Source organism: Streptomyces sp. NPDC060002 (genome assembly GCF_042737245.1).
Classification (GTDB): Bacteria; Actinomycetota; Actinomycetes; order Streptomycetales; family Streptomycetaceae; genus Streptomyces.
Genome location: NZ_JBHWUW010000084.1, coordinates 1 through 26,775 on the forward strand (window position 1 = coordinate 1; position 26,775 = coordinate 26,775).

At 73.1% G+C, this 26,775-nt stretch carries 26 protein-coding genes and 1 pseudogene; 21 read left to right on the forward strand and 6 right to left on the reverse strand.

The window, feature by feature from the left end; all coding sequences use genetic code 11:
- The 4 genes and pseudogenes from ACFWBD_RS38915 to ACFWBD_RS38930 form a co-directional block, all read left to right on the forward strand.
- A pseudogene (locus tag ACFWBD_RS38915) lies at positions 1-161 on the forward strand (4-hydroxy-3-methylbut-2-en-1-yl diphosphate synthase); the annotation flags it as partial.
- A 491-nt stretch (positions 162-652) separates the two neighbouring features.
- Positions 653-1,501, forward strand: coding sequence for a GNAT family N-acetyltransferase (locus ACFWBD_RS38920; protein ID WP_385678098.1), 849 nt, complete (start codon positions 653-655; stop codon positions 1,499-1,501).
- A gap of 21 nt (positions 1,502-1,522) precedes the next feature.
- A complete protein-coding gene (locus ACFWBD_RS38925; RefSeq protein ID WP_385678101.1) occupies positions 1,523-2,053 on the forward strand; it encodes a GNAT family N-acetyltransferase in 531 nt (176 codons plus the stop codon).
- Positions 2,054-2,161: 108 nt separating this feature from the next.
- A complete protein-coding gene (locus tag ACFWBD_RS38930; RefSeq protein WP_385678104.1) occupies positions 2,162-3,862 on the forward strand; it encodes a proline--tRNA ligase in 1,701 nt (566 codons plus the stop codon).
- Positions 3,863-3,907: 45 nt separating this feature from the next.
- On the opposite strand, the gene ACFWBD_RS38935 is transcribed toward ACFWBD_RS38930, so the two are convergent.
- The gene (locus ACFWBD_RS38935) at positions 3,908-4,360 is read right to left on the reverse strand and encodes a hypothetical protein (protein ID WP_385678107.1); all 453 of its coding nucleotides are present in this window, start codon (positions 4,358-4,360) and stop codon (positions 3,908-3,910) included.
- A gap of 15 nt (positions 4,361-4,375) precedes the next feature.
- On the opposite strand from ACFWBD_RS38935, the gene ACFWBD_RS38940 reads away from it, so the two are divergent.
- From ACFWBD_RS38940 to ACFWBD_RS38955, 4 genes are read left to right on the forward strand one after another with little or no spacing between them, the layout of a single operon-like run.
- Positions 4,376-5,413, forward strand: a complete 1,038-nt coding sequence (locus ACFWBD_RS38940; RefSeq protein ID WP_385678110.1) for an FAD:protein FMN transferase — start codon at positions 4,376-4,378, stop codon at positions 5,411-5,413.
- Positions 5,410-5,991, forward strand: a complete 582-nt coding sequence (locus ACFWBD_RS38945) for a ferric reductase-like transmembrane domain-containing protein (protein ID WP_385678113.1) — start codon at positions 5,410-5,412, stop codon at positions 5,989-5,991. The genes ACFWBD_RS38940 and ACFWBD_RS38945 overlap by 4 nt, the downstream gene beginning before the upstream one ends.
- The gene (locus ACFWBD_RS38950; RefSeq protein ID WP_385678115.1) at positions 5,988-7,205 is read left to right on the forward strand and encodes an NADH-ubiquinone oxidoreductase-F iron-sulfur binding region domain-containing protein; all 1,218 of its coding nucleotides are present in this window, start codon (positions 5,988-5,990) and stop codon (positions 7,203-7,205) included. Before ACFWBD_RS38945 ends, ACFWBD_RS38950 begins: the two co-directional genes overlap by 4 nt.
- Positions 7,206-7,208: 3 nt before the next feature.
- On the forward strand, positions 7,209-7,442 hold the full coding sequence (locus ACFWBD_RS38955) for a ferredoxin (RefSeq protein WP_385678118.1): 234 nt from the start codon (positions 7,209-7,211) through the stop codon (positions 7,440-7,442).
- Positions 7,443-7,457: 15 nt separating this feature from the next.
- On the opposite strand, the gene ACFWBD_RS38960 is transcribed toward ACFWBD_RS38955, so the two are convergent.
- Together ACFWBD_RS38960 and ACFWBD_RS38965 are read right to left on the reverse strand one after the other, a co-directional pair.
- Positions 7,458-7,631 carry a hypothetical protein gene (locus ACFWBD_RS38960; protein ID WP_385678120.1) on the reverse strand — a complete coding sequence of 58 codons (174 nt, stop codon included), beginning with the start codon at positions 7,629-7,631 and terminating at the stop codon, positions 7,458-7,460.
- 264 nt (positions 7,632-7,895) lie between these two features.
- The gene (locus tag ACFWBD_RS38965; protein WP_385678122.1) at positions 7,896-8,318 is read right to left on the reverse strand and encodes a transcriptional regulator; all 423 of its coding nucleotides are present in this window, start codon (positions 8,316-8,318) and stop codon (positions 7,896-7,898) included.
- Positions 8,319-8,774: 456 nt separating this feature from the next.
- On the opposite strand from ACFWBD_RS38965, the gene ACFWBD_RS38970 reads away from it, so the two are divergent.
- The 4 genes from ACFWBD_RS38970 to ACFWBD_RS38985 all read left to right on the forward strand — a co-directional run bounded on the left by ACFWBD_RS38970 (position 8,775) and on the right by ACFWBD_RS38985 (position 11,705).
- Positions 8,775-9,365 carry an RNA polymerase sigma factor gene (locus ACFWBD_RS38970; protein ID WP_385678125.1) on the forward strand — a complete coding sequence of 197 codons (591 nt, stop codon included), beginning with the start codon at positions 8,775-8,777 and terminating at the stop codon, positions 9,363-9,365.
- Positions 9,362-10,531 carry a BN159_2729 family protein gene (locus ACFWBD_RS38975; RefSeq protein WP_385678128.1) on the forward strand — a complete coding sequence of 390 codons (1,170 nt, stop codon included), beginning with the start codon at positions 9,362-9,364 and terminating at the stop codon, positions 10,529-10,531. The genes ACFWBD_RS38970 and ACFWBD_RS38975 overlap by 4 nt, the downstream gene beginning before the upstream one ends.
- Positions 10,528-11,085: a WhiB family transcriptional regulator gene (locus tag ACFWBD_RS38980; protein ID WP_385678131.1), complete on the forward strand. Its 558-nt coding sequence runs from the start codon at positions 10,528-10,530 to the stop codon at positions 11,083-11,085. Before ACFWBD_RS38975 ends, ACFWBD_RS38980 begins: the two co-directional genes overlap by 4 nt.
- A 122-nt stretch (positions 11,086-11,207) precedes the next feature.
- The gene (locus ACFWBD_RS38985; RefSeq protein WP_385678134.1) at positions 11,208-11,705 is read left to right on the forward strand and encodes a hypothetical protein; all 498 of its coding nucleotides are present in this window, start codon (positions 11,208-11,210) and stop codon (positions 11,703-11,705) included.
- A 207-nt stretch (positions 11,706-11,912) separates the two neighbouring features.
- Here the strand turns inward: ACFWBD_RS38985 and ACFWBD_RS38990 are convergent, their stop codons facing one another.
- From ACFWBD_RS38990 to ACFWBD_RS39000, 3 genes are read right to left on the reverse strand one after another with little or no spacing between them, the layout of a single operon-like run.
- Positions 11,913-12,812: an aminoglycoside phosphotransferase family protein gene (locus ACFWBD_RS38990; RefSeq protein WP_385678137.1), complete on the reverse strand. Its 900-nt coding sequence runs from the start codon at positions 12,810-12,812 to the stop codon at positions 11,913-11,915.
- Between the two features lie 28 nt (positions 12,813-12,840).
- On the reverse strand, positions 12,841-13,359 hold the full coding sequence (locus tag ACFWBD_RS38995; protein ID WP_385678140.1) for a ferritin-like domain-containing protein: 519 nt from the start codon (positions 13,357-13,359) through the stop codon (positions 12,841-12,843).
- The gene (locus ACFWBD_RS39000) at positions 13,356-13,928 is read right to left on the reverse strand and encodes a hypothetical protein (RefSeq protein ID WP_385678143.1); all 573 of its coding nucleotides are present in this window, start codon (positions 13,926-13,928) and stop codon (positions 13,356-13,358) included. The genes ACFWBD_RS38995 and ACFWBD_RS39000 overlap by 4 nt, the downstream gene beginning before the upstream one ends.
- Positions 13,929-14,153: 225 nt before the next feature.
- Here ACFWBD_RS39000 and rimP point away from each other — a divergent pair, with 225 nt between their 5' ends.
- From rimP to ACFWBD_RS39045, 9 genes are all read left to right on the forward strand, one after another.
- A complete protein-coding gene (gene rimP, locus ACFWBD_RS39005; RefSeq protein ID WP_385678146.1) occupies positions 14,154-14,717 on the forward strand; it encodes a ribosome maturation factor RimP in 564 nt (187 codons plus the stop codon).
- A 2-nt stretch (positions 14,718-14,719) separates the two neighbouring features.
- Entirely contained in the window at positions 14,720-15,706 is a 987-nt protein-coding gene (gene nusA / locus ACFWBD_RS39010) for a transcription termination factor NusA (protein WP_385678149.1), read from the forward strand.
- A 159-nt stretch (positions 15,707-15,865) separates the two neighbouring features.
- Positions 15,866-16,162: a YlxR family protein gene (locus ACFWBD_RS39015; protein WP_385678152.1), complete on the forward strand. Its 297-nt coding sequence runs from the start codon at positions 15,866-15,868 to the stop codon at positions 16,160-16,162.
- A gap of 147 nt (positions 16,163-16,309) precedes the next feature.
- The gene (infB, locus tag ACFWBD_RS39020; protein WP_385678155.1) at positions 16,310-19,456 is read left to right on the forward strand and encodes a translation initiation factor IF-2; all 3,147 of its coding nucleotides are present in this window, start codon (positions 16,310-16,312) and stop codon (positions 19,454-19,456) included.
- Positions 19,457-19,643: 187 nt separating this feature from the next.
- The gene (locus ACFWBD_RS39025; RefSeq protein ID WP_062641530.1) at positions 19,644-19,937 is read left to right on the forward strand and encodes a DUF503 domain-containing protein; all 294 of its coding nucleotides are present in this window, start codon (positions 19,644-19,646) and stop codon (positions 19,935-19,937) included.
- A gap of 50 nt (positions 19,938-19,987) precedes the next feature.
- Positions 19,988-20,437, forward strand: coding sequence for a 30S ribosome-binding factor RbfA (rbfA, locus tag ACFWBD_RS39030; protein WP_385678158.1), 450 nt, complete (start codon positions 19,988-19,990; stop codon positions 20,435-20,437).
- Entirely contained in the window at positions 20,437-21,342 is a 906-nt protein-coding gene (gene truB, locus ACFWBD_RS39035) for a tRNA pseudouridine(55) synthase TruB (protein WP_385678160.1), read from the forward strand. Before rbfA ends, truB begins: the two co-directional genes overlap by 1 nt.
- Before the next feature lie 256 nt (positions 21,343-21,598).
- The gene (locus ACFWBD_RS39040; RefSeq protein ID WP_385678163.1) at positions 21,599-25,552 is read left to right on the forward strand and encodes a trypsin-like peptidase domain-containing protein; all 3,954 of its coding nucleotides are present in this window, start codon (positions 21,599-21,601) and stop codon (positions 25,550-25,552) included.
- 190 nt (positions 25,553-25,742) lie between these two features.
- Positions 25,743-26,687, forward strand: a complete 945-nt coding sequence (locus ACFWBD_RS39045; protein WP_385678165.1) for a bifunctional riboflavin kinase/FAD synthetase — start codon at positions 25,743-25,745, stop codon at positions 26,685-26,687.
- Positions 26,688-26,775: the final 88 nt, after the last annotated feature.

Sequence of the window (26,775 nt, forward strand, 5' to 3'; positions counted from 1 at the left end):
GCAACGGCAAGGGCCAGATCTTCGTGAAGGGCGAGGTCATCAAGACCGTCCCCGAGTCGAAGATCGTCGAGACCCTCATCGAGGAGGCCATGAAGCTGGCCGAACAGATGGAGGCGGACGGCATCACCTCCGGCGAGCCGTCGGTGTCGGTCGCGGGCTGACCGTCCCGAACCCCCGCGCCGGACGAGGCTGAACCAGCCCGTCCGGCGCTCGAGGACGAGGCCTGTGCGTACCCGAGCGTTTGCGGCGGGCCAGGTGTCATCAGCGCGTCTGCCGTTCGACGGGCCTGCGCGTGCCCGAGCTTTTGCGGCGGACGGGGTTCCACCGGCCGGACCGGCGCTCGGGGACGAGGCCTGCGCGTGCCGAGCGCCGCCGGGCCGGGTGTCATCAGCCCGTCCGGCGTTCGAGGACGGGCCTGCGCGTGCCCACGTACCTGAGCTTTGCGCCGGGCCGGGTGCCATCAGCCCGTCCGGCGTTCGAGGACGAGGCCGTTCAGGCCGACAGCGGGGGTGCGGGGGGGCGGCAGCCCCCGTGAGACGGGACGACAGCCGACGGTCACAGCAGACGAACGCCGGCTGAACACAGGTCGGCACCGCCCAGCTTCCGCAGGTACAGTGCGGGGATCAGCAGACCTGAGTGTGAGGCCCCGCGCGTGTTGACCCAGACCACCTCCCGGGTCCTCGAACCGAGCGACCTGGACGCCGCGCTCGCCGTCCTCGACCGCGAGCCGGTCGCCAACGCCTTCGTCACGTCGCGCGTACAGGTCGCGGGCCTCGACCCGTGGCGGCTCGGCGGCGAGATGTGGGGCTGGTACGAGGACGGCATGCTGACGTCCCTGTGCTACGCGGGCGCCAACCTCGTCCCGATCTGCGCGACACCGAGAGCGGTGCGGGCCTTCGCCGACCGCGCCCGCCGGGCGGGCCGCCGCTGCTCCTCGATCGTCGGCCCCGCCGAGCCGACGACCCGGCTGTGGCGTCTCCTCGAACCCCAGTGGGGCCCGGCCCGCGAGGTCCGCGGCCAACAGCCCCTCATGGTCACCGACCGCATGCCCGCCGACATCGCCCCGGATCCCTACGTCCGCCGCATCCGCAAGGACGAGATGGACTCGATCATGCCGGCGTGCGTGGCGATGTTCACCGAGGAGGTCGGCGTCTCCCCGATGGCCGGCGACGGAGGCCTGCTCTACCAGGCCCGGGTGGCCGAACTCGTGGGCTCCGGCCGCTCGTTCGCCCGCCTCGACGACCGGGGCAGGGTCGTCTTCAAGGCGGAGATCGGCGCGGCGACCTCCCACGTCTGCCAGATCCAGGGTGTGTGGGTGGCCCCGGAGTACCGGGGCCAGGGCCTGGCCGCCCCCGGCATGGCGGCGGTCCTGCGCTACGCCCTGGCCGACGTGGCCCCGGTGGTCAGCCTCTACGTGAACGACTTCAACACCACGGCGAGGCGCACGTACAGGAGGGTGGGCTTCCAGGAGGTCGGCGCTTTCATGAGCGTCCTCTTTTAGCGCCCCTGTAGGCTCCCCGCCATGGACCTCGTGATCGGCCCCTTGGACCTCCCCGCCCATGTGGACGAGGCCCTGGCCGTACAGGCGATCGCCTTCGGACTGGGCCCAGACGAGGTCGCCGTACGCCGGCAGATCGTTCTGCGCCACATGGCGCACCCGGGTGCGAGAGCCTTCGGCGCGACCGTCGGAGACCGACTCGTCGGCTTCGTCTACGGCATGCCCAACGACCGCACCCACTGGTGGTCGACGGTCGTGCAGCCCTACCTCCGGGCCCAGGGCAACGAGCACTGGCTGGACGCCTCCTTCGTGATCACGGAACTGCACGTCCACCCCTCCCACCAGAACCGGGGTGCCGGCCGGGCCCTGATCACCACGATCACCGACACCGCGACCCAGCCCCGCTCGATCCTCTCCGCGATCGACACCGACAGCCCCGCCCGAGCGCTCTACCACTCCCTGGGCTACCAGGACCTGGCCCGCCGGGTGCTGTTCCCCAGCGCCCCCCGCCCCTACGCGGTGATGGGCGCCCCGCTCCCCCTCCTGCGCGGGTAACGGATTTCCGGCCCGCCACGCTCCCGGCTAACCTCCTAGCCACCACCCTCCCCCACTCTCGGCTTCGCTCGAGCGGGGGGACCCCCATCGGCAGGAGATACGAGAACCATGGCGAACGCACCGGTCCAGCGCATGTCCCGGTTGATGGCGAAGACGCTGCGCGACGACCCTGCGGACGCCGAGGTCCTGAGCCACAAGCTCCTCGTCCGCGCCGGCTACGTCCGCCGTACCGCAGCCGGCATCTGGTCCTGGCTGCCGCTCGGCAAGAAGGTCCTCGCCAACGTCGAGCGCATCGTCCGCGAGGAGATGGACGCGATCGGCGCCCAGGAGGTAAGCCTCCCCGCCCTGCTGCCGCGCGAGCCCTACGAGGCGACCGGCCGCTGGGACGAGTACGGTCCGGAGCTGTTCCGCCTCCAGGACCGCAAGGGCGGCGACTACCTCCTCGGCCCCACCCACGAGGAGATCTTCACGCTGATCGTGAAGGACCAGGCGTCCTCGTACAAGGACCTGCCGGTCATCCTCTACCAGATCCAGACGAAGTTCCGTGACGAGGCCCGCCCCCGGGCCGGCATCCTGCGCGGCCGCGAGTTCCTCATGAAGGACTCCTACTCCTTCGACACCGAGGACGAGGGCCTCGCCCAGTCCTACGCCCTGCACCGCCAGGCGTACCAGAAGGTGTTCGAGCGCCTCGGCCTCGACTACCGCATCTGCGCGGCGACCGCGGGCGCGATGGGCGGCTCCAAGTCGGAGGAGTTCCTCGCCCCGGCCGGCGCCGGCGAGGACACCTTCGCCGACTGCCCGAACTGCGACTTCGCGGCCAACACCGAGGCGATCACGTACGAGCTGAAGCCGGTGGACGCCGACGGCGTGGCCGCTCTCGAAGAGATCCCGACCCCGGACACCCCCACCATCGACACCCTCGCCGCCCACCTCGGCGTCCCGGCCTCGGCCACCCTGAAGAACCTCCTCGTGAAGGTCGACGGCGAGATCGTCGCCGTGGGCGTCCCCGGCGACCGCGAGGTCGACCTGGGCAAGGTCGAGGCGCACTTCGCCCCGGCAGCCGTCGAACTGGTCACCGCAGAGGACTTCGTGGGCCGCCCGGACCTGGTCCGCGGCTATGTCGGCCCGCAGGGTCTGGACAAGGTGAAGTACATCGCCGACCCGCGCGTGGCCCCGGGCACCGCCTGGATCACCGGCGCCAACAAGGAGGGCCTGCACGCGAAGAACGTCGTCGCGGGCCGGGACTTCGAGGTCGGCGAGTACGTCGATGTCGTCGTCGTCCAGGAAGGCGACCCCTGCCCGAAGTGCGGCACCGGCCTCAAGCTGGACCGCGCCATCGAGATCGGCCACATCTTCCAGCTGGGCCGCAAGTACGCCGACGCCCTCAAGCTCGACGTGCTCGGCCAGAACGGCAAGCCGGTCCGCGTGACCATGGGCTCGTACGGCATCGGCGTCTCGCGCGCGGTCGCCGCCCTCGCCGAACAGAGCGCCGACGAGAAGGGCCTGTGCTGGCCCGCCGAGGTCGCCCCGGCCGATGTGCATGTCGTCGCGGCGGGCAAGGCCCTCCAGACCGAGCTGGCGCTCGACGTCTCCGAGAAGCTGCGCGCGGCCGGTCTGCGCGTCCTGGTCGACGACCGGCCCGGCGTCTCCCCGGGCGTGAAGTTCACCGACTCCGAGCTGATGGGCGTGCCGAAGATCCTGGTGGCGGGCCGCCGCTCGGCCGAGGGCGTCCTGGAGCTCAAGGACCGCAGGACCGGAGAGCGCGAGGAGCTCACGGTCGACGAGGCCATCGCCCGGCTGACGGCGTGATGTAAAGCAAGGTCTCAGAGAGTTCTGCCGGGGCATATGGCTGCCTCACAGACTTTTCTCAGACCGTTCCCCGACCGTAGGACGTGACAGAACGTCACTGCGGAGGGGAACGGTCATGGCGACCAGGGAAGAGGAACGGGGGGCCGCGGCAGCGGTCCGCAGAGGTGCGCGGCGTACGGCCGCCCTGGCCGCGGCGGTCACGCTCGCCGCGGCGGCCGGGGTGTTCGCCCTGGTCGGCACCATGCAGGCCGACGCCGAAACGACGGCGAGCAGCACGAGCACGAGCAGCAGCTCCAGCTCCGGCGCCGACTCGAGCTCCACGGACTCGAGCTCCACCGACACCGGCTCCACGGACAGCAGCACCACTGACAGCAGCACCACTGACAGTGGTACGGAGTCCTCGTCGAGCGGGTCGTCGAGCGGGTCGTCGTCGGACAGCGGCAGCTCCTCCTCGGACAGCGGTCTCACCTCCTCCTCCGGCGGCTCCACCGACTCCACGTCGGGAGCGTCGTGATGAGCGCCTCCCTCGCGTCCCGCACCACGGCCGCCGCGGAGTGGCGGGCCCTCGGCACCACGGTCCGTCTGGTCGTCACCGACCAGGCCCTGCTGGAGTCCTGCAACCTGCTGCTCGCCCGGCACCTCGCCGAGGTCGACGCGGCCTGTAGCCGTTTCCGCGCCGACTCCGAACTGGCCGCCCTCGACAGCGCCGCCGGCCGCCCGGTCCGGGTCAGCCCGCTGCTCGCCGAGGCCCTCGACGTGGCCCTGCGCGCGGCCGGGGACACCGACGGGGCGGTCGACCCCACCGTCGGCTCGGCGATGGACGCCCTCGGCTACGACCGCGACTTCGCCCTCGTCCGCGAGGACGGCCGCCCGGTCCGGCTCACGGTCCGGCGTACCCCCGGCTGGCGCACCGTGCGCCTGGACCGGGCGACCGGCACGGTCACCGTCCCCGAGGGCGTCCGCCTCGACCTGGGGGCCACCGCCAAGGCGTGGGCCGCCGACCGGGCCGCCAGGACGCTGGCCGCGGCGGCCGGCTGCGGAGTCCTGGTGAGTCTGGGCGGCGACACGGCCGTCGCGGGGGAGCCCCCGGCGGGAGGCTGGCAGATCCGTGTCCAGGACATCACGGGATCCGTCGACGAAACCCCCGCCATGGGCCCCCACGACTCGGTGGGCCTGCGCGGCGGGGGCCTGGCCACCTCGGGCACGACCGCCCGGCGCTGGCGGCGTGGCGGTCACGACCTGCACCACATCGTCGATCCGCGCACCGGCCTCCCGGTCCGCTCCCCCTGGCGCACGGTCTCCGTCGCCGCCGCGACCTGCGCCGACGCCAACGCGGCGAGCACGGCGGCCCTGGTGAAGGGCGCGGGCGCGGAACGGTGGCTGACGCGCAGGGGACTGCCTGCGCGTCTGGTGGCCCAGAACGGCACGGTCGTGACAACTCCGGGTTGGCCGGATCCAGCGCGTCCGGCGTGTGAGGCCGAGGTTGTCGAGGCCGACCGGGGGCCCGGGGGCAGTGTCCCCGGCACCCACCGCCGGGAGGCGGCCGCGTGACCTCCGAGACCCTCTGGTACGCCAACCGGGCCACCGGCGCCGTCTGCCTGATCCTCTTCACCGTCGTCGTCCTGCTCGGCATCGCCGTGCGGATGAGGGCCCGGCTCCCGGGGCTCCCCCGCTTCGGCACGATGAGCCTGCACCGCACGCTCTCCCTCGCCGCGACCGCCTTCCTCGCCCTGCACGTCACCGCCGCGGTCGTGGACGGCTACGCCGACATCACGGTCGTGGACGTGCTCGTCCCCTTCGTCGGCGACTACCAGCCCCTCTGGCTCGGCCTCGGCACGGTCGCCCTGGACCTGATGCTCGCCGTCCTGGTCACCAGCCTGCTGCGGGGACGCCTCGGTCACCGCGCCTGGCAGACCGTCCACCGGCTGGCGTACGCCTCCTGGCCGGTCGCGCTCGTCCACGGCATCGGCATCGGCACGGACACCGGCGCCGACTGGATGACCTGGCTGACCGTCGCCTGTGTGGCCACGGCGGTCGCCGCCTTCGCCGCCCGCCTCGCCCACGCCGCCCGCGCCGGCCGCCGTACCCCCGCGGCCCTCCTGCGCACCGCCGAAGGAGCCCGACCGTGACCGCCACCTTCCCGGACCTGCACATGCCCGCACGTCTCCTCGCCCCCGGAAGCACCGCGGCCGACCTCGCCACCCACCACCAGCGCTACGGTCCGCTGTCCCACGGCGACCCCGAGAGCCTGCTCCGCACGGTCGCCGAGTCCGGCCTCACCGGGCGCGGCGGAGCAGGCTTCCCGACGTACCGCAAGCTCGTCTCCGTCGCGGAGGCCGGCCGGCGTACCGGCCGCGCTCCCGTCGTCGTGGCCAACGGAGCCGAGGGTGAGCCGGCCAGCCGCAAGGACAAGGCACTGCTGCGCCTGTCGCCTCATCTGGTGCTGGACGGGCTCCAGCTGGCGGCCCGCACGGTCGGCGCGGGGGAGGCGTACCTCGCCGTGGAGGACGGCGCGACCTGGCTGGAATCCGTCCTCGCCCAGCGCACCGCCGACCCGCTGCCCGTGAAGGTCGTCCGCCTGCCGGAGTCGTTCCTGTCCGGCCAGGCCGCCGCTCTCGCCCGGTACGTCTCCGGCGGCGCGGCCCTGCCCACCCATCAGCGCCCGCCGGTCCGCGAGCGCGGAGTGCACCGGGCCCCGACCCTCGTGCAGAACGTCGAGACCCTGGCCCATCTCGCGCTGGTCGCCCGCTACGGCGCCGACTGGTACCGCACGGCCGGTACCCCGACCCAGCCCGGCAGTGTGCTGTGCACGGTCCATGTGCCGGGCCGTGAACCCCGGGTGGTGGAGGCGCCCTATGGACTGCCCCTGGGTCGGCTGCTGCCGCTGGAAGGCGCCCGGGCGGTCCTGGTCGGTGGCTACCACGGCACCTGGGTCCCGGCCCCGGAGGCCGGTCAACTGGCACTGGACAGCAGCTACTTGGGTGCGGGTGTGCTCGCCGTGCTGCCCGTCGACCGCTGCGGCCTCGCCGAGACCGCGCGCGTTCTGCGCTATCTCGCCCTCCAGTCGGCCGGCCAGTGCGGCCCCTGCCTCAACGGGCTGCCCCGCATCGCCGCCGCCTTCCGTTCCCTCGCCGTACCCGGCCCGCAGGGCACCGTCCGCGCCGACCTGGCCCGCTGGTCGGGGCTCGTCGAGGGCCGAGGCGCCTGCCACCACCCCGACGGCACCGTCCGCCTGGTCCGCAGCGCCCTGACCACCTTCGCCGCCGAGGTCGACGCACACGCGCGGGGCCACTGCACCGCGACCGACCACACGCCCCTGCTGCCCGTCCCCGAGGAAGGCTGACCCATGAGCACGGCCCAGCGCATCGACACGGGGCAGCGCATCGACATCGACCGGACCGCCTGCCAGGGTCACGGCCTCTGCGCGGACTTCCTCCCCGAACACATCACCCTCGACGAGTGGGGCTACCCCCTGGTCGACGGGGCCGCGGTCCCGGCCGGCACCGTGCGACGGGCCCGGCGGGCAGCGGCCGACTGCCCGGTGCTCGCCCTGGCGTTGGTCCCGGGGCGGGCGGTCTGACGAGGGGGCAGAGGATCAGCAGACCTCGGCCGCGAGGACGCCGTGGGGCGTGAGTTCGTCCGGGAGCTGCACCCGCATACCGCAGAAGCACCACAGCAGGCTGCCCCGTGAGGCGGGGGCGCCCAGGTCGACCATCAGAATGTCGCGTACTTCCCGGAGCACGTCACTCAGCTGGAAGCCTCTGGCCACGCGGATACTGACCTCATCAGGGTCCCAGACCGCGATTTTGGGCAGATTGTCCGTTAATGAAATGTGGATGCACACAACTGTCTCCCCAGGGATGCACAACGACACGAGTGATCCGCTCCGGGAGGCCAGCGGCGCACCGATGGTAGCGGTGACGGTCGTGGCTAGGGGGAGTTTCGGTCATATTCATTCGTAGGGTGCAGATCGCCTTGCGCGTCCGCCGGCAGTCGGCATCGCGGCCCATGGACCGAGGTGACGCCGCTGACCTCAGGTGATGCGGCTGACCTGCAACATTGCCTCTGCGTCCTTCAACAGTGCGCGTTGACGTGCCTCTGGCAATTGCCGGTACAGCTTGAGTAGCCGCGCCTCCCGCTCGTCCCCGCTGGGTCCGGGCGCGGGACGGCCGACCGCCTCGAAGAACTCTCGCGGCGTCGTCTGCACGCCCCAGCGCCGGAACACGTCGACCATGGCCCGCAGCTTCTCCGGGTCGATGCGTGACGTGCCGCGCGTCCGATTCATCCACGCGTTCAGCGTCGGGTACGAGATGCCGGCCCCCGAAGCCAGGTCCTTCTGGGTCTTCCCCGGGGCCTGTGCCAGAAGTCGTTCGAGCAGAATCGCCAGGTCCACGTCCTGGCGTGCCGGATCGTTGCCGGGTGCTGGGTCTCCTGGGCGGCTCTGCTGGTTCGTCACGCCTCAGAGGATCGGGCATCAATATCTACAAGCGCAAGTAGATCGCAGACCGGCAATCGGGGTCTTTGGTGCACGCCGGAGCGTTACCGACGCAGTCGCGCAAACCTGCGCCCCCGCGCTCCCCCTCGCGGAACCCCACCCGCACCTTGCGCTCCGTGCATCACTTGACACTGTATGCATCTACGTGAAGACTGTAGATAGACCCGGCGGCGGGTCGTCCGGCTCGCGGAGGATGAGGGTGGCGAGCACCCTTTCCGTTGAGAGCCGATGGCTCCGTGTTCCGGCGCCTCGCGCGACGGAGTCGCGTCACCGTGATCTCTGGCATCGGCCACCCTGCTCCGCCGCGGAGCGGGACGGCCGGACGTTCGCCGAGTGAATCTACATCTACATGTATATCGAAGATGCGGAGGATCTTCGCTCCGCACACCCCGCACGACGACGACGGGAGTACCCACTGTGTCCGCACCGAACAACGTCACGTCCGCTCCGGACGGTCCGGAACCCGAGTTGATCGCCAGGGCCCGCGCGGGCGACCGGGAGGCGTTCGCCACCCTCTACTACGAGCACTACCGCCTCGTGTACAGCTTTCTGCTCGTCCGTACGCGCAACAGACACCTTGCCGAGGACCTGACCCAGGAGGTGTTCACCCGCGCGCTGCGACGTATCGACGGGTACGTCTGGCGGGGCACGGCGTTCGCCGCCTGGCTGATCACCATTGCCAAGAACCTCCATCTGGACGAACTCGGCCGCGGCCGTACCCGGCTGGAGACCCCGGTCGCCGAGTTCCTCGACCCGCAGGTCCCCGGCCGTGGCCCGGAGTCGCTCGCCCTGCGCGAACTGGAGGCCGTCGAGGCGCACGAGACGGTCCGCACCGCCCTGCACATGCTCAGCGACCAGCAGCGCCACTGCGTCCAACTGCGCTTCCTCGACGAACTGACGGCGCAGGAGACGGCCCTGGCGATGGGCCGGAGCGTCGGCGCCGTCAAGGCGCTGACCCACCGGGCACTCCAGAAGCTGCGCTGGACGGCCGGGGCGGTGGCGGTGTGAACGGGAACGTCCTCCATGCCGCGCGGGTGATCCGCACGGTGCTGGCGACCGTCCGGACCGAACAGGCGGCGGCCGTGGCGCACGCGCTGGATTCGGCCCGTCTCCTCGTCGACCCCGAGCGTTCCTTCGGCGTCGTGCTCTACCGGACACCGGACGGCGGCTGGTCCCGCACCGCGCGACCGGTCACCGAACTGGAGCGGCAGGCCCTGACCTGGGACACCTCCTGCGAACGGGCGCGGCACGTCGCGCGCGCCATCGAACGGCACCTGGACACGCACCCCGGACCGCACGCCGTCCGCGTCGAGGGCGACCGGGTGCGGGTCTCGCTCCGCGTCGACGGCCTCGCCCAATGGGCGCGCTGGCGCTCGTACTTCGGTATCGCGATCGTCGGTGAGCGGACCGAGCCCCACACGCTGACGGGGGAGGGGGAACGCGACGGCGTCCGGGTGACGGTGGTGGCCCTCAGCGCCTCCACGGCACCGCCGGAGTCGGCGACGGGCGAGGAGAAGCGTCGGTTCCGGATCGGCCAGACCCTGTACGACCTGGCCTTACCGATGCGCGACGTGTACGGGGGCGTCTGGTACTTCGAGGGCCGCCGAAGCAGCGACGGCATGCCACTGATGGCCCTCGACGGTCGGCCCGAGAGGTGCTCCCTCGCCAACGTGGCCGTGTACCTGGGGCCGTTGTCGCCGGTGCGGCCCGACGACGACGGCACGGTCGCCGGGCCGGCGGGGAGCCCGTCGACGGTGCCCGCGCGGTCGGCCCCGACGGATCCACCGGCGCCACCGGACCGGGCGGTACCGCATGTGCTTCCGATCGCGGCGGTACCACACCTGCTTCCGAGTGCGGCGGTACCGCGGACGCTGCCGAACGAGCCGGGGGCGTGGGCGATGGTGGACGTGCCGGAGGCAGGAGCGCCGCCGGACGTGCCGCGACCGCGGGTGATGCCGTACCTGCCGGACCTGCCGGACCTGCCGGACCTGCGGGACCTGCGGGACCTGCGGACGATCTCGGGGCTGCCCGAACAGGCACGGGCACAGGCGCAGGCGCAGCAGCCGGAACCGGTGGAGCCGGCGGAACAGCCGCACCGGCCGGCCTGGGCCGAACCGTTCGGGCCGCTCGTACCGTCGGTGCCGACGGCCGGTCCGGCGGGGCCGGTCCGATGAGCGCCGGTCGGTCGAGGGGGCCGACCGGCGCCGGGGGAGAGGCGGACGGGGGCACCCGGGCATGGGAGTCGAGTGCCGCCTGCCGGCACCAGGACGCGGAGCTGTGGTTCTCCCGCCGGTCCTCGTCCCGTGCCGTGGCCATCTGCGCTTCCTGTCCCGTGCTGGCCCGCTGCAGGGCCGCCGTGCTCGTACGCGAGAAGGGACTGCCCAAGTGCCATCGAGACGGTGTCATCGCCGGCCTGACCGGCCCTCAGCGCTATGCCCTGGAGCGTCAGGCGGACCGGTCGCGGCCGACGCCGGCCGCCGATCTCGAGGCGCCCGGCGCGCCGGTCGGCGCGCCCCGAGGACAGCTTGCCCCGTGTGGGACCCGGGCGGCCTACCAACGGCATCTGCGCCTGCGGGAGCCGGTCGACGGGCCCTGCCGTCTCGCCAACGCGCGCAGCGCCGGCCGTTACCGCCGTACCGGCTCCACCCGTGCCCGGAACGAAGCCGCCCGGGGCCGCGACCGCTTGTGGGGAACCGCCGGGAAACCCGGCGGTCCGCCCCGGAAGTGACCCCCCGTTCACCGCCACCGGAGTACCTGATGTCCGTAGCCTCGACGGGCCGTCCGCCCGAAGAGCCCCTGTCCGACGGCTCCCGGAACCGCCGCTCCCGAGCCGCCCGTCCCGTCGGCCGCATGACCGTCCTTCGCCGCCTGTTCGGGCCGCGGGGCCGAGCTCCCCGGCCGGAGACCGCGTCACGGCACAGCCCCTCCCCGGACCTGGACGACTGCCGTCAGGAGCTGGTCCGCTGGCAGCGCCATGCCGACTCCTTCGAGCGGGAGCTGACCCGGGTCTCCTTCGAACGCGCGCACCTCCTCGCCTGGCTGGCGGCGCTGCACCCGGCGAGCGCGGTCGTCACTCCGGCCGTCGGCGCCGGACCGGAGGGCACGCACCTGCTGCGACTGGTCGCCGGGGGACGGCAGTTGTCCTGGCGTCTTCCGCCCAGGGACATCCCGCTGTTCGCGCATGTCCCGTACACCGAGGGCGCCGGCGGCCACCTGCAACGGGATGGTCCCACCGCTGTGGAGCAGGCCGCCCACATCCGCGGTCACACCCGCCTGCTGGCCCTTGAGGGGACGCTGTTCGCCGCCCCCGCCGAGAGGCGGCCACAGGCGCCATCGACCGAGCGCTGACACCACACGGGACGGGCTTCGGAGCCCACCCCGCGAGACTCCGGTCGGCAGGCTCGGGAGGCACGTCGGCCGGACCCACAGCGCTCCCCTGCGAGGGGGGATCTCCAGCAGGGGAGCGCTGTCCCGTCCGCGGCCCCCGGGTGGCCCCACAACCCGGCGGGCCCCACAATCAGGCGGCCGGCAACCCTGCGGCCCGCCCCGGCCCCGCTACAGCCAGCTCGCGAACTCGAGCAGCAGCTCGGAGTCCCGCGTCCGCCCGACCCGCCGTGCCCGGACCCCCGACTCCACCGCCCGGAACAGCGTCCAGCCGCGCAGCCGCTCCTGGTCCAGTTCCAGTGACTCCGCGAGCCGCTTCACCCGGCGCCGGGTGGTCGTCGCCCCGGACGGCGAGGCGATCAGGTCCTCCACCCGGTCGCGGACCAGCCGGGCCAGATCGAAGGCGCACTCGCCGACCACCGGATCCGGGCCCACCGCCAGCCAGGGCGTCCGTTCACCCGCCAGCACCTTGCTCTGGCGGAACGTGCCGTGCAGCAGCCGGTGCTCGGGCGGCGTCGCCAGCAGCTCCGTACGGGCGGCGAGCGCCGCGTCCACCAGGGCGGCCACCTCGGGCTCGGCCCCGGCACTCGCCCGCATCGCCTCCGCCTGCCGTCCCGTGCGGTCGGCCACGGACTCGAAGGAGTGCCCGGCCGGAGGCTCCACCCACAGCCGCCGCAACGTCCCGGCCGCCTCCAGCAGGGCCTTCGCCTCCGCCAGCGACCGCACCGACACATCGGGATGCAGCCGCTCGAGCGGCAGTACCCCCGCCGTCTGCGGCCCTGCGAGCAACCGGACGGCGCCCAGGCCGTCCCAGTGCGTCAGTGCGGCCCGCTCCGCCTCCGGCCGGAACCGGGGCGGGGCCAGCTTCAGCACGGCCGGTGTCCCGTCCGCGTGCCGCACGAGCATCACCAGGCTGGTCCGGCCGCCCGGCACCTGCACCCGATCGACGGTCAACTCGCGTAGCGCGACGGCCTGTCGGGCCGCCTCCGGCAGCTTCTCCAACCAGCCGTCACCGTCCGGTGCCGTCTCACCGAGCGCCCTGATCAGACGCTGCGGCGGTTCGAAAGCCATGCGCGAGTCGTTCCCTTCCTGCTTCGGGTCAGGCCGCCGGTGTGCCCGAGGCCGCTGCCGCCGCCGGAGGCGTCACCGCTGCCGGTACGGACGCCGAGCCCGTGGCCGGATCCGTACCGGTCCGCTCGGCGAGACCAGGGAAGGCTACGCTCCCGCCGCGCCAGCGCGCCCCACGGACCGCCGCCTCCCGCAGCGCGCCCGCCGCGTCCCGGCGCCGCGCGTCCCCGGCCGCCCGCACCAGGTCGGAGTACACCCCGGCCACGCGGTCCTCCAGCTCGGTCGCGAGCCGGACCGCCGCGGCGGAGTCCGGTACCGGGAACGGCAGCGCGTACCCGGCGCTCGCGGCGACCGGCTCGGCCCCCAGGTCGCGCACCGCGCGCACCAGCGCGTCGCGGCGCGCCCGGTGTGCGTCGTAGGCGGCCCGCGCCTCCGCGCTTCGCCCTTCGCGGATCCGCCCGCCGACGACCCCGTACCCGTACACGGCGGCGTGTTCGGCGGCCAGCGCCGCCTGGAGTGCCGTCAGCTCCGCGCTCGTGGCCTCGCTCATCGCGTCCCCTCCGTCAGCAGATAGGCGTGGGCCGCGCCGGCCGCCGCCACCGAGGCCAGCAACCGGGCCAGCTCGCCCGGGACGTCCAGCAGCTGCGTGGCCCTGCGGTCGGCGAGCGTCCGCTCGGCCGCGGCAAGCCCGGCGAGCGCGTCCGTGTCGGTGATCGGCACGGCGGACGGCACGGCCGAGGGATCGGCCGGCGGAACCGAGGCGGAGCCCGTCGGTGAAACCGTGGGGGAGGCGGGGGAGTCCGTGGCGGAGGGGGACGCTTTCCCGGCGCCACCGAACGCCTCGACGTGCCGTGCGGCCTCCGCCCGCAGCGGCGCCAGCCGCACCGCCAGCGCCGGATGGACGGCGAGCACGGCGTCGTACCGTGCCACCAGTCCGCCGCTCTCCCGGGCCGCACGCGCGCGTGCCCGCTCGGTGGCCGACGGGCTGCCGCTCGCGCTCTCCTCGGACTCCTCCGTACCGGACGAGCAGCCCACGAGCAGCGCGGCTCCCGCGGCCGACGCGAGCAGGGATCTTCTGCGCGGCCCCGAGGGGGTGCGCGAGGGGAGGGGCAACGGCACGGCAGGCGTCCTCGGGGAACTCGTACGGAACTGGCGTCCTGGTGGGCGGCGGGCCCGTGATCACCGTACCCGCGCGGCCGCCCCGTACCACTCAGCGGCACCGCGCCGCGAGGGCCCGCCATCCTCCGTGCACAGGTGGACGGCAACACACCTTGCGACCGGATACCCTTTGACCAGACACGCGCCCCATCCCACAACAGCACACGCGGCCGAGGAGTCACCCGGATGAGCACCACCCAGAGCGAGAGGCTGCGAGAGCTCCTGGAACCGCTCGTCGCCTCCCAGGGACTGGATCTCGAAGAGATCACCGTGGACTCCGTCGGGCGCAAGCGGGTGCTGAGTGTCGTCGTCGACTCCGACTCCGGAGCGGACCTGGACCAGATCGCCGATGTGAGCCGCGCGCTCTCGGCGAAGCTGGACGAGAGCGACGCGATGGGCGAGGGCGAGTACACCCTCGAGGTCGGCACCCCGGGCGCGGAGCGCGCACTCACCGAGCACCGCCACTACGTACGTGCCGTCGACCGGCTGGTGCGGTTCCAGCTGGCCGAGGGCGGCGAACTGGTCGCCCGGATCCTGACGGTCGACGACGAGGGACTCGACCTCGAGGTCCCCGGTGTGAAGGGCCGCAAGGCCACCACTCGCAGACTCCCCTTCGGTGACATCGACAAGGCCCGCGTGCAGGTCGAGTTCAACCGCAAGGACAAGAGCGACGAGCACGCCAAGAACGAGAACGACGAGATCGACGAGATCGACGAGATCGACGAGAACGAGATGGAAGAGGAGGCGTAGCCGTGGACATCGACATGAGTGCCCTGCGGGGCTTGGTGCGGGAGAAGGAGATCTCCTTCGACCTGCTGGTCGAGGCGATCGAGTCGGCCCTCCTCATCGCCTACCACCGCACCGAGGGAAGCCGCCGTCACGCGCGCGTGGAGCTCAACCGGGAGACCGGACATGTGACCGTGTGGGCGAAGGAGGACCCCGAGGACCTCGAGGAGGGGCAGGAGCCCCGCCCGTTCGACGACACCCCGTCCGACTTCGGCCGCATCGCCGCGACCACGGCCAAGCAGGTGATCCTCCAGCGTCTGCGCGACGCAGAGGACGACGCGACGCTCGGCGAGTACGCCGGCCGTGAGGGCGACATCGTCACCGGCGTGGTCCAGCAGGGCCGCGACCCGAAGAACGTGCTCGTGGACATCGGCAAGCTGGAGGCCATCCTGCCGGTGCAGGAGCAGGTCCCGGGCGAGACGTATACGCACGGCCTGCGCCTGCGGTCGTACGTCGTCCGGGTGGCGAAGGGGGTGCGCGGCCCGTCCGTGACGCTCTCCCGCACCCACCCCAATCTGGTGAAGAAGCTCTTCGCCCTGGAGGTGCCGGAGATCGCCGACGGTTCGGTCGAGATCGCCGCCATCGCACGTGAGGCCGGTCACCGTACGAAGATCGCCGTCAGGTCCACCCGTTCGGGTCTGAACGCCAAGGGCGCCTGCATCGGCCCCATGGGCGGCCGGGTGCGCAACGTGATGGGCGAGCTGAACGGCGAGAAGATCGACATCGTCGACTGGTCGGACGACCCGGCGGAGATGGTGGCGAACGCGCTGTCCCCGGCGAGGGTCTCGAAGGTCGAGGTCGTCGATCTCGGGGCCCGCTCCGCGCGCGTGACCGTGCCGGACTACCAGCTGTCGCTGGCGATCGGCAAGGAAGGGCAGAACGCCCGGCTCGCCGCCCGGCTGACCGGCTGGCGCATCGACATCCGTCCGGACGTCGAGCAGCCCACCGAGTAGCCCCACCGAGTGGCCCGGCGAGCAGCTCACCGCGCTGCGCCGGGCAGCGGGGGAATAGATCTCGGCCTGCCGGGGCTCAGATCACGACAGATGTAACGCGGCAACTGTTCGAATCCTGGCCCGAAGGGGTGAGGTCGCCGCGGGGAGGTAGACTTAAGAGTGTCTGGCCGGACGCACACCGGAGCACGCCCTGAACGCACCTGTGTGGGGTGCCGGGAGCGGGCGGCCAAGACGGAGCTGCTGCGCATCGTGGCGATCAAGGACGCATGCGTCCCCGATCCACGCGGTACGCTGCCCGGCCGGGGTGCGTATCTGCACCCCGCCCCGGTCTGTCTCGACCAGGCGGTACGCCGCCGGGCGTTCACGAGGGCGTTGCGAGCCCCGGGAGCGCTCGACACAAAGGCGTTGCGCCAGTACGTCGAGCAGACGACCGTTGCCGAACAGGCGACAAAGTAAGAAGGCGTCGCACGGAACCTCCGTGCGGCTCTGGTACCCCGCGAGTTGGAAGTAGGTCGAGATTGCGATGAGCACTCGATGAGCACGCGATGAGTACGCCCATGAAGTAGCGACGGTCCGGACACACCCGGACCTAAAAGGAGCGAAGTGGCTAAGGTCCGGGTATACGAACTTGCCAAGGAGTTCGGGGTTGAGAGCAAGGCCGTCATGGCCAAGCTCCAGGAACTCGGTGAATTCGTCCGTTCGGCGTCTTCGACCATCGAAGCGCCCGTTGTCCGCAAACTGACAGACGCCTTCCAGGGCGGCGGCAAGCCCGCCCCGCGCAAGGCAGCCCCCAGGCCCGGCGCGCCCTCACCGGCGCAGGCGGCCCGTCCGGGTCCGGCCGCACCGCGTCCGGCCGCACCCAAGCCTCCCGCGGCGCAGACGCCGGCGGCTCCGGCGGCTCCGGCCGCCCCCGCCGCCTCGTCGGCCCCCGCGCCGGCGGCCTCCGGCTCGCGTCCGACGCCGGGCCCCAAGCCCGCGCCGCGTCCGGCCCCGGCCGCCCCGGAGTTCACCGCTCCGCCGGCCGCTCCGGCCGCCCCCGCCGCTCCGGCCCAGTCGTCCGGCCCGCGGCCGGCCTCCCAGGGTCAGGGTCCGCGCCCCGGCGCGCCCCGCCCCAGTGGCCGTCCCGCGGCCGGTCCGGGTCAGGACCGTGGCGATCGCGGTGACCGTGGCGACCGCGGTGACCGCGGCCAGCGTCCGGCCGCCGCCCAGGGGCCGCGCCCCAGTGGCGCCGGTGCCCCGCGTCCGGGCGGTGCCCGTCCCTCGGGTCCGCGTCCGGGCAACAACCCCTTCACCTCCGGCGGCAACGCCGGTATGGCGCGCCCGCAGGCGCCCCGTCCGCAGGGCGCCCCGCGTCCCGGCGGCCCCGGTGGCGCTCCCGGCGCAGGCCCCCGTCCGCAGGGCGCCGGTGGCCAGGGCGGCGGTCCCCGTCCGCAGTCCCCGGGCGGCGCTCGTCCGGCTCCGGGCGGCATGCCCCGCCCGCAGGGCGCAGGTCCCGGCGGTCCGCGTCCCGGCGGCGGTCCGCGTCCCAACCCCGGCATGATGCCGCAGCGTCCCGCTGCCGGCCCGCGTCCCGGCGGCGGCCCCGGCGGCCGCGGTCCGGGTGGCGGCGGCGGTGCCGGTCGTCCCGGCGGCGGCGGCGGTCGTCCCGGTGGCGGCGGTTTCGCAGGTCGTCCGGCCGGTCCCGGTGGCGGTGCGCGTCCGGGTGGCGGCGGCGGTTTCGCCGGTCGTCCCGGTGGCCCCGGCGGCGGTGGCGGCGGCTTCGGCGGCGGCGGTGGCCGTCCCGGTTTCGGCGGTCGTCCCGGTGGTCCGGGTGCCCGTGGTGGCACACAGGGCGCCTTCGGCCGTCCCGGTGGTCCCGCGCGTCGCGGTCGCAAGTCGAAGCGTCAGAGGCGCCAGGAGTACGAGGCCATGCAGGCCCCGTCGGTCGGCGGCGTCATGCTGCCTCGCGGCAACGGACAGTCCGTCCGCCTGTCGCGTGGTGCGTCCCTGACCGACTTCGCCGAGAAGATCGGCGCCAACCCGGCGTCGCTCGTCGGCGTGATGATGAACCTCGGCGAGATGGTCACCGCCACGCAGTCCGTCTCCGACGAGACGCTGAGGCTCCTCGCGGACGAGATGAACTTCGTCCTCGAGATCGTCAGCCCCGAGGAGGAGGACCGCGAGCTGCTCGAGTCCTTCGACATCGAGTTCGGCGAGGACGAGGGTGGCGAGGAGTTCCTCGTCGCGCGTCCGCCGGTCGTGACCGTCATGGGTCACGTCGACCACGGTAAGACCCGACTGCTCGACACCATCCGCAAGACGAACGTCATCGCGGGCGAGGCCGGCGGCATCACGCAGCACATCGGTGCGTACCAGGTCGCCACCGAGGTCAACGGTGAAGAGCGCAGGATCACCTTCATCGACACACCGGGTCACGAGGCGTTCACCGCCATGCGTGCCCGTGGTGCCAAGTCGACCGACATCGCGATCCTCGTGGTGGCGGCCAACGACGGTGTGATGCCCCAGACGATCGAGGCGCTGAACCACGCCAAGGCGGCCGACGTGCCGATCGTGGTCGCGGTCAACAAGATCGACGTCGAGGGCGCCGACCCGACCAAGGTGCGCGGTCAGCTCACCGAGTTCGGTCTGGTGGCCGAGGAGTACGGCGGCGACACGATGTTCGTCGACATCTCCGCCAAGCAGGGCCTCAACATCGAGAGCCTGCTGGAGGCCGTGGTCCTGACCGCGGACGCCTCGCTCGACCTGCGGGCCAACCCGGAGCAGGACGCGCAGGGTATTGCGATCGAGTCCCACCTCGACAAGGGCCGCGGCGCCGTCGCGACCGTCCTGGTCCAGCGAGGCACTCTGCGGGTCGGCGACACCATGGTCGTCGGCGACGCGTACGGCCGTGTCCGAGCGATGCTCGACGACAAGGGCGACAACGTGGAAGAGGCGGGTCCCTCGACCCCGGTCCTCGTCCTCGGTCTCACCAACGTCCCGGGCGCCGGCGACAACTTCCTGGTTGTCGACGAGGACCGCACGGCACGTCAGATCGCCGAGAAGCGCGCGGCGCGTGAGCGCAACGCCAACTTCGCCCGGCGTGGAGTCCGGTTCTCCCTGGAGAACCTGGACGAGGCGCTCAAGGCCGGTCTGGTGCAGGAACTCAACCTCATCATCAAGGGCGACGCGTCCGGTTCGGTGGAGGCTCTCGAGTCCTCGCTGCTCCAGCTCGACGTCGGCGAAGAGGTCGACATCCGCGTCCTGCACCGCGGTGTGGGTGCGGTCACCGAGTCGGACATCGACCTGGCGACCGGCTCCGACGCCATCGTCATCGGCTTCAACGTCCGTGCGGCCGGTCGTGCCGCGCAGATGGCGGAGCGCGAGGGCGTGGACGTCCGGTACTACTCGGTGATCTACCAGGCCATCGAGGAGATCGAGGCGGCCCTGAAGGGCATGCTGAAGCCGGAGTACGAGGAGGTCGAGCTCGGCACGGCGGAGATCCGCGAGGTCTTCAAGTCGTCCAAGCTGGGCAACATCGCCGGTGTCCTGGTCCGCTCGGGCGAGGTCAAGCGCAACACGAAGGCGCGACTCATCCGCGACGGCAAGGTCATCGCGGAGAGCCTCAACATCTCCGGGCTGCGTCGCTTCAAGGACGACGTCACCGAGATCCGCGAAGGCTTCGAGGGCGGTATCAACCTCGGAAACTTCAACGACATCAAGATCGACGACGTCATCGCGACGTACGAGATGCGGGAGAAGCCGCGGGTGTAAGCACCCATGGTTCGTACCGGCCGGCGGGGGATCGTTCCCCGCCGGCCGGTACGGCGTCCGGCGGACGCATGAGCGAGGTAAAACTCCCTCGAGCAGCCGCCAGGATCGTTGTACCGTTCTTGATGTCCCTGTCCCGTGGGCGGGCAGGGCCATCGATCCCGTACCGGCGGGTGAACCGGTTACACACATGTATGTGGGGACTCTGTCCTTCGACCTCCTCCTCGGCGACGTACGGTCGCTGAAGGAGAAGCGCTCCGTCGTCCGTCCGATCGTCGCCGAGCTCCAGCGCAAGTTCGCGGTGAGCGCGGCCGAGGTGGACGACCAGGACCTCCACCGCAGGACCAAGATCGGTCTCGCCGTGGTCTCCGGTGACGCGGAGCATCTGACCGATGTACTGGACCGGTGCGAACGGCTGGTCGCCGGCCGCCCCGAAGTGGAGCTGCTGTCGGTCAGACGCCGCTTCCACGGCGAAGACGACTGACTGACGACCGACCACAGAACGCAAGAGAAGACAGAACGGGAGACGGACCAGTGGCCGACAACGCGCGCGCCAAGAGGCTGGCGGACCTCATCCAGCAGGTGGTGGCGCAGAAGCTGCAGCGCGGGATCAAGGACCCGCGGCTCGGCTCCCACGTCACCATCACGGACACCCGGGTCACGGGTGACCTCAGGGAGGCGACGGTCTTCTACACGGTGTACGGGGACGACGAGGAGCGGGCGGCCGCGGCCGCCGGGCTGGAGAGCGCCAAGGGCGTCCTGCGCTCCGAGGTCGGCCGCGCGGCGGGCGTGAAGTTCACGCCGACGCTGGCCTTCGTCGCCGACGCCCTGCCGGACAACGCCCGCACCATCGACGACCTCCTCGACAGGGCGCATGCCGCTGACGAGAAGGTCCGCGAGGTGTCCGCGGGTGCCGGGTACGCCGGCGATGCCGACCCGTACAAGAAGCCCGGTGACGAGGACGAGACGGACGACTCCGCCTGATGAACGGCAAGCAGACCCCGCCCGACGGCCTTGTCATCGTGGACAAGCCGTCGGGCTTCACTTCGCACGACGTCGTGGCCAAGATGCGGGGGATCGCCAAGACCCGCCGCGTCGGCCACGCCGGCACGCTCGACCCGATGGCGACGGGCGTCCTCGTCCTCGGCATCGAGAGGGCGACGAAACTCCTCGGGCACCTGGCGCTCACCGAGAAGGAGTACCTGGGCACGATCCGGCTGGGCCAGACGACCCTGACGGACGACGCGGAGGGCGAGATCACGGGGTGCACGGACGCCTCGAAGGTCACCCGGGACGCGGTCGACGCGGGCATCGCCAAGCTGAGCGGCGACATCATGCAGGTACCGTCCAAGGTCAGCGCCATCAAGATCAACGGCGTGCGCTCCTACAAGCGGGCCCGCGACGGCGAGGACTTCGAGATCCCGGCCCGTCCGGTCACCGTCTCCTCCTTCTCCGTGTACGACGTCCGTGACGGCGTCGCCGAGGACGGGACTCCGGTCGTGGACCTGGTCGTGTCCGTCGTCTGTTCCTCCGGCACCTACATCCGGGCCCTCGCCCGCGACCTGGGCGCGGGCCTGGGCGTCGGCGGCCATCTCACCGCCCTGCGCCGCACCCGCGTCGGCCCCTACAAGCTGGACTCGGCGAAGACGCTCGACCAGCTCCAGCAGGAGCTCAGCGTGATGCCGATCGCCGAGGCGGCCACCGCCGCGTTCCCCCGCTGGAACGTGGACGCCAAGCGGGCCCAGTTGCTCACCAACGGCGTACGCCTGGAGATGCCCGACGAGTACGCGGGCGACGGCGCCGTGGCCGTCTTCGACGCCGAGGGCCGGTTCCTGGCCCTGGTGGAGGAGCAGAAGGGCAAGGCGAAGAGCCTGGCCGTGTTCGGCTGACGAGGCTCGAGGCGCGTTCCGTGGCGCCCGTGGAGCGGCGAACACGGGGTTGTGCTGCGCCGCCGCTCCACGGCCCCCCTCGGTTCCCCCACCTCTAGGGTGTATCCAGCGGCCCCCGCTCATTCACCCGTCCGGGCAGGCGCTCGGAGTGAACCGAGGGAGCGCAGGGGGGCGCGTTCGGCCGTGATCTGTCTCGCTGATCATCCCGCCCCTACCGTCGGACCCAGGGCACGCGGGCGCGGCGGGAGGTACGACGATGGCGGGACGAGACCCGTGGGCACCGCGGCACGACTCCCTGCGGGGCGGCTCCCCGCGGGGCGCGACCCGGAACCGCCCGGCGGATCCCCCGGGCCCTCAGGATCCCCTGGCTCCCCCGGATGCCCAGGATCGCCGGGACGCGGCCTTCGCCTCGGACTTCGCCGCTGACGTCGATGCCTCGCTCGTCCGGATCCGCGACCTGGCCGGCCGGCCGCGCGGCACCGGGTTCGTCGCCGACCACCAGGGCACGGTGGTCACCAGTCACGAGGCGGTCGACGGCCTGCCCCGGCTCGTCCTGTACGCCGCCGGCGACCGCAGCTGCGTCGTGGCCGCCGACGCGGTCACCCCCCTCCCGGAACTCGACCTCGCCCTCGTCCGCACCGAGGGCCTCGGCGGCGTCCCGCTGCCGGTGACCGTGCGGGACGGCGTCGAGACCGGCCGGTACGTCCGGCTGGTCGCCGGCTGCTGGCGCGAGGCGCGGGTACTGGCCGAGACGTCCGTGACCTACACGGCGACGGACCGCTTCCACCTCCTCGACGACGCCCTGGAGCTGGCGATCGGCACGGCGGGCCGGGACGCGCTGCGGCTGGGCGGTGGCGCGGCCGGGGGACCGGTCCTCGACGCCGAGACCGGCGCGGTCGTCGCCGTCCTCGGCACCGCCCTCCGGTCCGGCCACCGCGACGTCGGCTTCGCGGTGCCGCTGCGCCCCCGGATCCCGACGACCGCCGACAAGCCGACGACCGCCGACAAGCCGACGACCGACGCCATCCCGCTGACCGACGCCACGCCGGCGCCCTACGACGACCCTGCGGGCCTGCCGCCGGGCGGCCACGCGCGCGACGGCGAAGCGATGACGGCGTCACCCCCGGGTGCGGGTGCCACTCGTGGCGGTGGCGGTGGCGGTGGCGGTGCCGGTGCCGGTGGCGGCGGTGGCGGCGGTGGCGGTGGCGGTGGCGGTGAGGGTGGCGGTTCTGCGGGGACGGGGACCGGGTTCTGGGCGGCCGGGCCGGGGGCGGGGGTTCCTGCCGACGGTCCGCTGGCCGAGCTGCTCGCCCGTAACGCGGCCACCGTGCCCGCCTACGGCGCCGACCTCAACGTGGCCGGTCTCCTCGAGCTCACGGCCACGTCGGTGGGCTCGGACGGGCCGCCCGGAGCGCTGTCCGGCCCCCTCGGCCCCCTCGGCCCCACCGCGACCGGCTCCCTCGCCGCCGCGCAACCGATCGAACGCGCCGCCCCGGCAAGGGAGTTCGCGGCCTTCGAGACGAGCCCGGCGGCCGTCCTCGGGCTCGTCGGCGCACCGGGCAGCGGCCGTACGACGGAACTCGCCGCCCTCGCCGCGCGCCGCGACCGGGGCGCACGGCAGGCCCCCACCCTGTGGCTGCGCGGCGCCGACCTGAGGGACGGGGACGACTCCCTCGCCGACGCGGCCCGCCGCGCACTGAACCGCGCGGCACGCATCGTGGCGGCAGCGGGCACGGCAGCGGTTCCGGGGCGGGGGGCAGGGGCCGATCCGTCCGGGCCGTCCGGCCCCCGCGGCCTCGGAGACGTCACCCCCGAGCGGCTCGCCCGCCTGGCCAGGGCCGTCGGACGCCCCCTGCTGCTGCTCCTCGACGGGCCCGAGGAGATGCCCCCGGTCCTCGCGCACCGGCTCGCCGAGTGGACCGAGGGCACGGCCGACTGGTTGCGGGAGACCGGCACGCGGCTGGTGGTCGCCTGCCGGGGCGAGTACTGGGAACGGGCCGGTGCGGAGTTCCCGCCGGAGCTGCTCTACGGGGCCACGGCGGCCGGGGACCCGCTGCCGCCCTGCGTCCGCCTCGGCGACCTCACCGCCGACGAGGCGCGCGAGGCCCGCGCCCGCTATCGCGTACCCGAAGGCGCGCTCGCCGCCCCCGACGACCGGCACCCGCTCACCCTCCGTCTCCTCTCCGAGGTCCGTGCCGCCCTCCCCGTCCCGCCGGACCCGGCGCCCGTCGACCGCGACGACGTCCTGTCCGCCTACCTCGACCTGATGTGCCTGCGGGTCGCGGTGCGCCTCGCCGCCGAGAACGGGCTGCGCGGCACCGCCGTACGCCGTCTCGCGGCGAAGGTCTCCGGCCAGGTGCACGAGGCCGCCCGCCGCAGTCTCGGGCCGGGCCAGGGCGAACTGGACCGGGAGTCGTTCGAGGCGGTGTTCCCCTGGGGCCCGGCGCCGGCCCGCCTCGGCGGCGGTGCCGGCTGGGCGTCCGCCGTCCTCACCGAGGGCCTCCTCGTGCCCGCGGGCCGCGGCTACCGCTTCGCCCACGAGGAACTCGCCGACTGGATCCAGGGCATCCACCTCGACCTGGACGAGGCCCTGCGCGCCCTGGTCCACCGCCGTCGCGCGCCCGGCGGTCGGCAGCTGCTGCCCGTCCCGCACCACCGGGTCGGTCCCGTCGTCCAGTCCCTGCTGCTCCTCGCCCGCCAGCAGGGCTCGCACCGACTCGCGCTACGGCTGCGGGAGTTGGTCCACGCCCTCGACGCCGACCCGGACTCGTGGTGGGCCGCCCGGCTGCTCACCGAGACCCTGCCGCGGGTCCCGGACGCGACGCCGTACACGGGCGTCCTGCGCCTGCTGGCGGACCTGATCGGCGCGGGGGCCCAGCCGCACGGCCGGTTCGTGGACTTCGGTCCCGCGTTCTGGACCGGGCTCGCCCTCCCCACCGACGCCCGCCTCGACCTGCTGCGCCGTCTGGTCCTCGCCGACGGCTCCCCGCAGGACGCGGACGCGCCCCGCTACCTCGACGATGTCGCCCGGCTCCTCGCCGCCGACCCCACCGCCGTACAGCCGTGCCTCATCCACTGGTTCGACGACGAGCGGCCGCTGCCCGCGACCCCGCACGCCACCGTGGCGACGGCCGCGCAGGCACTGCTGCACACCCACCGGCACCGCGCGCTGGACGACCTCACGGAGGCCCTCGTCGACTGCGCGCATCCCCGTGCCGACGAGCTGCTCGCCGTACTGGCTGAGGAGGAGCCGTCCGCGCTGTGCCGGGCCGTCGACCGCTGGTCGCACGACGAGCGGCCGGCCCGGCGGGTCGCGGCCACGACGAACGGACTGCGCGTCGCCCCGTACATCCGGACGGAGGCCGACCACCGGCTGCTGCGCCACACGGCGCTCGTCCTGCTGGCCCGTCCCGCCGACCAGGCGTTGCACGGTGGCGCGCTGGCCCTCCTCGTCCGGGATCCCGAGACCCGCTCCCGGCACCTTCCGCAGGCGCTGGAGCGGTTCACGGCGGGGGACCCTCAGCTGCCGCCGAGCGCGCTGCTCGCCGCCCTGGGCACCCACCCCGAGCCGGTCCTGGACGCCTTCCGGTCCCGTCTTCGCGGCCCCGACCGCGCGGACACCGGCAATGTCCTGCGCGCCCTCGCCGACGTCACCACGCCCGCCCTGGCCCAGCGGGTCGCCGTCCTCGTACGGGAGGCGGTGGAGCGGCGACCGGAGGCCGCCGGGCAGGTGGCCGCGTACGTCGACCAACGCCTCGACCACGGCCCCGTCGCCCGGGCCGTCCTGCTGCCGCTGGTCACGGGACTGCTGGACGGCGGCGGGCCCGAGCAGGTGCGGGCCGCCCTGGCCGGTGTACTGGCGGCCCCCGGCGCCCCGGAGTCCCGGCCCCTGCGGGACCAACTGCTGGAGCACCTGCTCACCCACGAACGCGCCCCGGAGGTCCTGGACGCCGTGCTGCACGGGGCGGCCGGGCGCAGCGGCGAGGACCTGCGCGCCCTCGTCCACCGCACCGGCCTCCTCCTGGTCCGCACCCCCGACGGCGCGACCCGCTTCGACCGCGGTCTGGTCGAGTCGGCCCGGCACGTCCCTGGCTTCGCCGCGCAGGTGGTGGACTGGCTCACGGACGCGCCGGGGGAGTGGGCGGTGGTGGTCGGCCCCAGCGCCCGCCGGACGATCGAGAACCTGGCGGGGGTGCGGGTGCCCGCGTGACACGGCCGCTTCGGTGACACGGCGCCTCCGTGACACGGCAGCCTGCGTGACGCGTCGCGATGTGGCCCGACTCACGTGGGTCGGGTCACAGCCCCCATGCCGATGCGGGCCGGAAGCACCTGGCATGGCACCCTTAGTCCTGCGTAAGAGGCAATGGTAGATACGGACACGGGTTCGAGGAGCGGTCACAGTGCAACGCTGGCGTGGCTTGGAGGACATCCCCGAGGACTGGGGACGCAGCGTCGTCACCATCGGCTCCTACGACGGGGTCCACCGCGGGCACCAGCTGATCATCCGGCACGCCGTGGACCGCGCCCGTGAGCTGGGCGTTCCCGTCGTCGTCGTCACCTTCGACCCGCACCCCAGCGAGGTCGTCCGCCCCGGCAGCCACCCGCCGCTGCTCGCCCCGCACCACCGCCGCGCCGAACTGATGGCCGAACTGGGCGTGGACGCGTCGCTGATCCTCCCCTTCACCACGGAGTTCTCGAAGCTGTCCCCGGCGGACTTCGTGGTCAAGGTCCTGGTCGACAAGCTGCATGCCAAGGCGGTCGTCGAGGGCCCGAACTTCCGCTTCGGCCACAAGGCGGCGGGCAACGTCGAGTTCCTCGCCGAGCAGGGCAAGGTCTACGACTTCGACGTCGAGGTCGTCGACCTGGTGCTGTGCGGTGAGGCGGGCGGCGGGCAGCCGTTCTCCTCGACGCTGACCCGCCGGCTGGTCTCCGAGGGCGATGTCGCGGGCGCCGGCGAGATCCTCGGCCGCCCGCACCGGGTGGAGGGGATCGTGGTGCGCGGGGCGCAGCGGGGTCGGGAACTCGGCTTTCCGACCGCCAACGTCGAGACCCTGCCCCATACCGCGATCCCGGCGGACGGCGTCTACGCGGGCTGGCTGCACGCGAACGGCGAGGCGATGCCGGCCGCGATCTCCGTCGGCACCAACCCGCAGTTCGACGGCACCGAGCGCACGGTGGAGGCGTACGCCATCGACCGCGTCGGCCTCGACCTCTACGGCCTGCACGTCGCCGTCGACTTCCTCGCCTTCGTGCGCGGCCAGGCCAAGTTCGAGTCCCTGGAAGGGCTGTTGGAGCAGATGGCCGTGGACGTGAAGCGCTGCAAGGAACTGGTCGCGGCGCGGTAGCCGCCCCGTCGTCCCCTCGGGGCTCGACCGACGAACGGCCGAAGGGCGGCCGGTGTCCTCGGACACCCGCCGCCCCTCGGCGTTTTTC

What these genes read in the sequence shown, in the direction of transcription:
- ACFWBD_RS38925 (WP_385678101.1), top strand. Translation starts at nt 1,523, where the DNA reads ATGGACCTCGTGATCGGCCCCTTGGACCTCCCCGCCCATGTGGACGAG.
- ACFWBD_RS38930 (WP_385678104.1), top strand. Translation starts at nt 2,162, where the DNA reads ATGGCGAACGCACCGGTCCAGCGCATGTCCCGGTTGATGGCGAAGACG.
- ACFWBD_RS38940 (WP_385678110.1), top strand. Translation starts at nt 4,376, where the DNA reads ATGAGCGCCTCCCTCGCGTCCCGCACCACGGCCGCCGCGGAGTGGCGG.
- ACFWBD_RS38955 (WP_385678118.1), top strand. Translation starts at nt 7,209, where the DNA reads ATGAGCACGGCCCAGCGCATCGACACGGGGCAGCGCATCGACATCGAC.
- ACFWBD_RS38980 (WP_385678131.1), top strand. Translation starts at nt 10,528, where the DNA reads ATGAGCGCCGGTCGGTCGAGGGGGCCGACCGGCGCCGGGGGAGAGGCG.
- ACFWBD_RS38985 (WP_385678134.1), top strand. Translation starts at nt 11,208, where the DNA reads ATGACCGTCCTTCGCCGCCTGTTCGGGCCGCGGGGCCGAGCTCCCCGG.
- ACFWBD_RS38990 (WP_385678137.1), bottom strand. Translation starts at nt 12,812, where the DNA reads ATGGCTTTCGAACCGCCGCAGCGTCTGATCAGGGCGCTCGGTGAGACG.
- ACFWBD_RS38995 (WP_385678140.1), bottom strand. Translation starts at nt 13,359, where the DNA reads ATGAGCGAGGCCACGAGCGCGGAGCTGACGGCACTCCAGGCGGCGCTG.
- rimP (WP_385678146.1), top strand. Translation starts at nt 14,154, where the DNA reads ATGAGCACCACCCAGAGCGAGAGGCTGCGAGAGCTCCTGGAACCGCTC.
- ACFWBD_RS39025 (WP_062641530.1), top strand. Translation starts at nt 19,644, where the DNA reads ATGTATGTGGGGACTCTGTCCTTCGACCTCCTCCTCGGCGACGTACGG.
- truB (WP_385678160.1), top strand. Translation starts at nt 20,437, where the DNA reads ATGAACGGCAAGCAGACCCCGCCCGACGGCCTTGTCATCGTGGACAAG.
- ACFWBD_RS39040 (WP_385678163.1), top strand. Translation starts at nt 21,599, where the DNA reads ATGGCGGGACGAGACCCGTGGGCACCGCGGCACGACTCCCTGCGGGGC.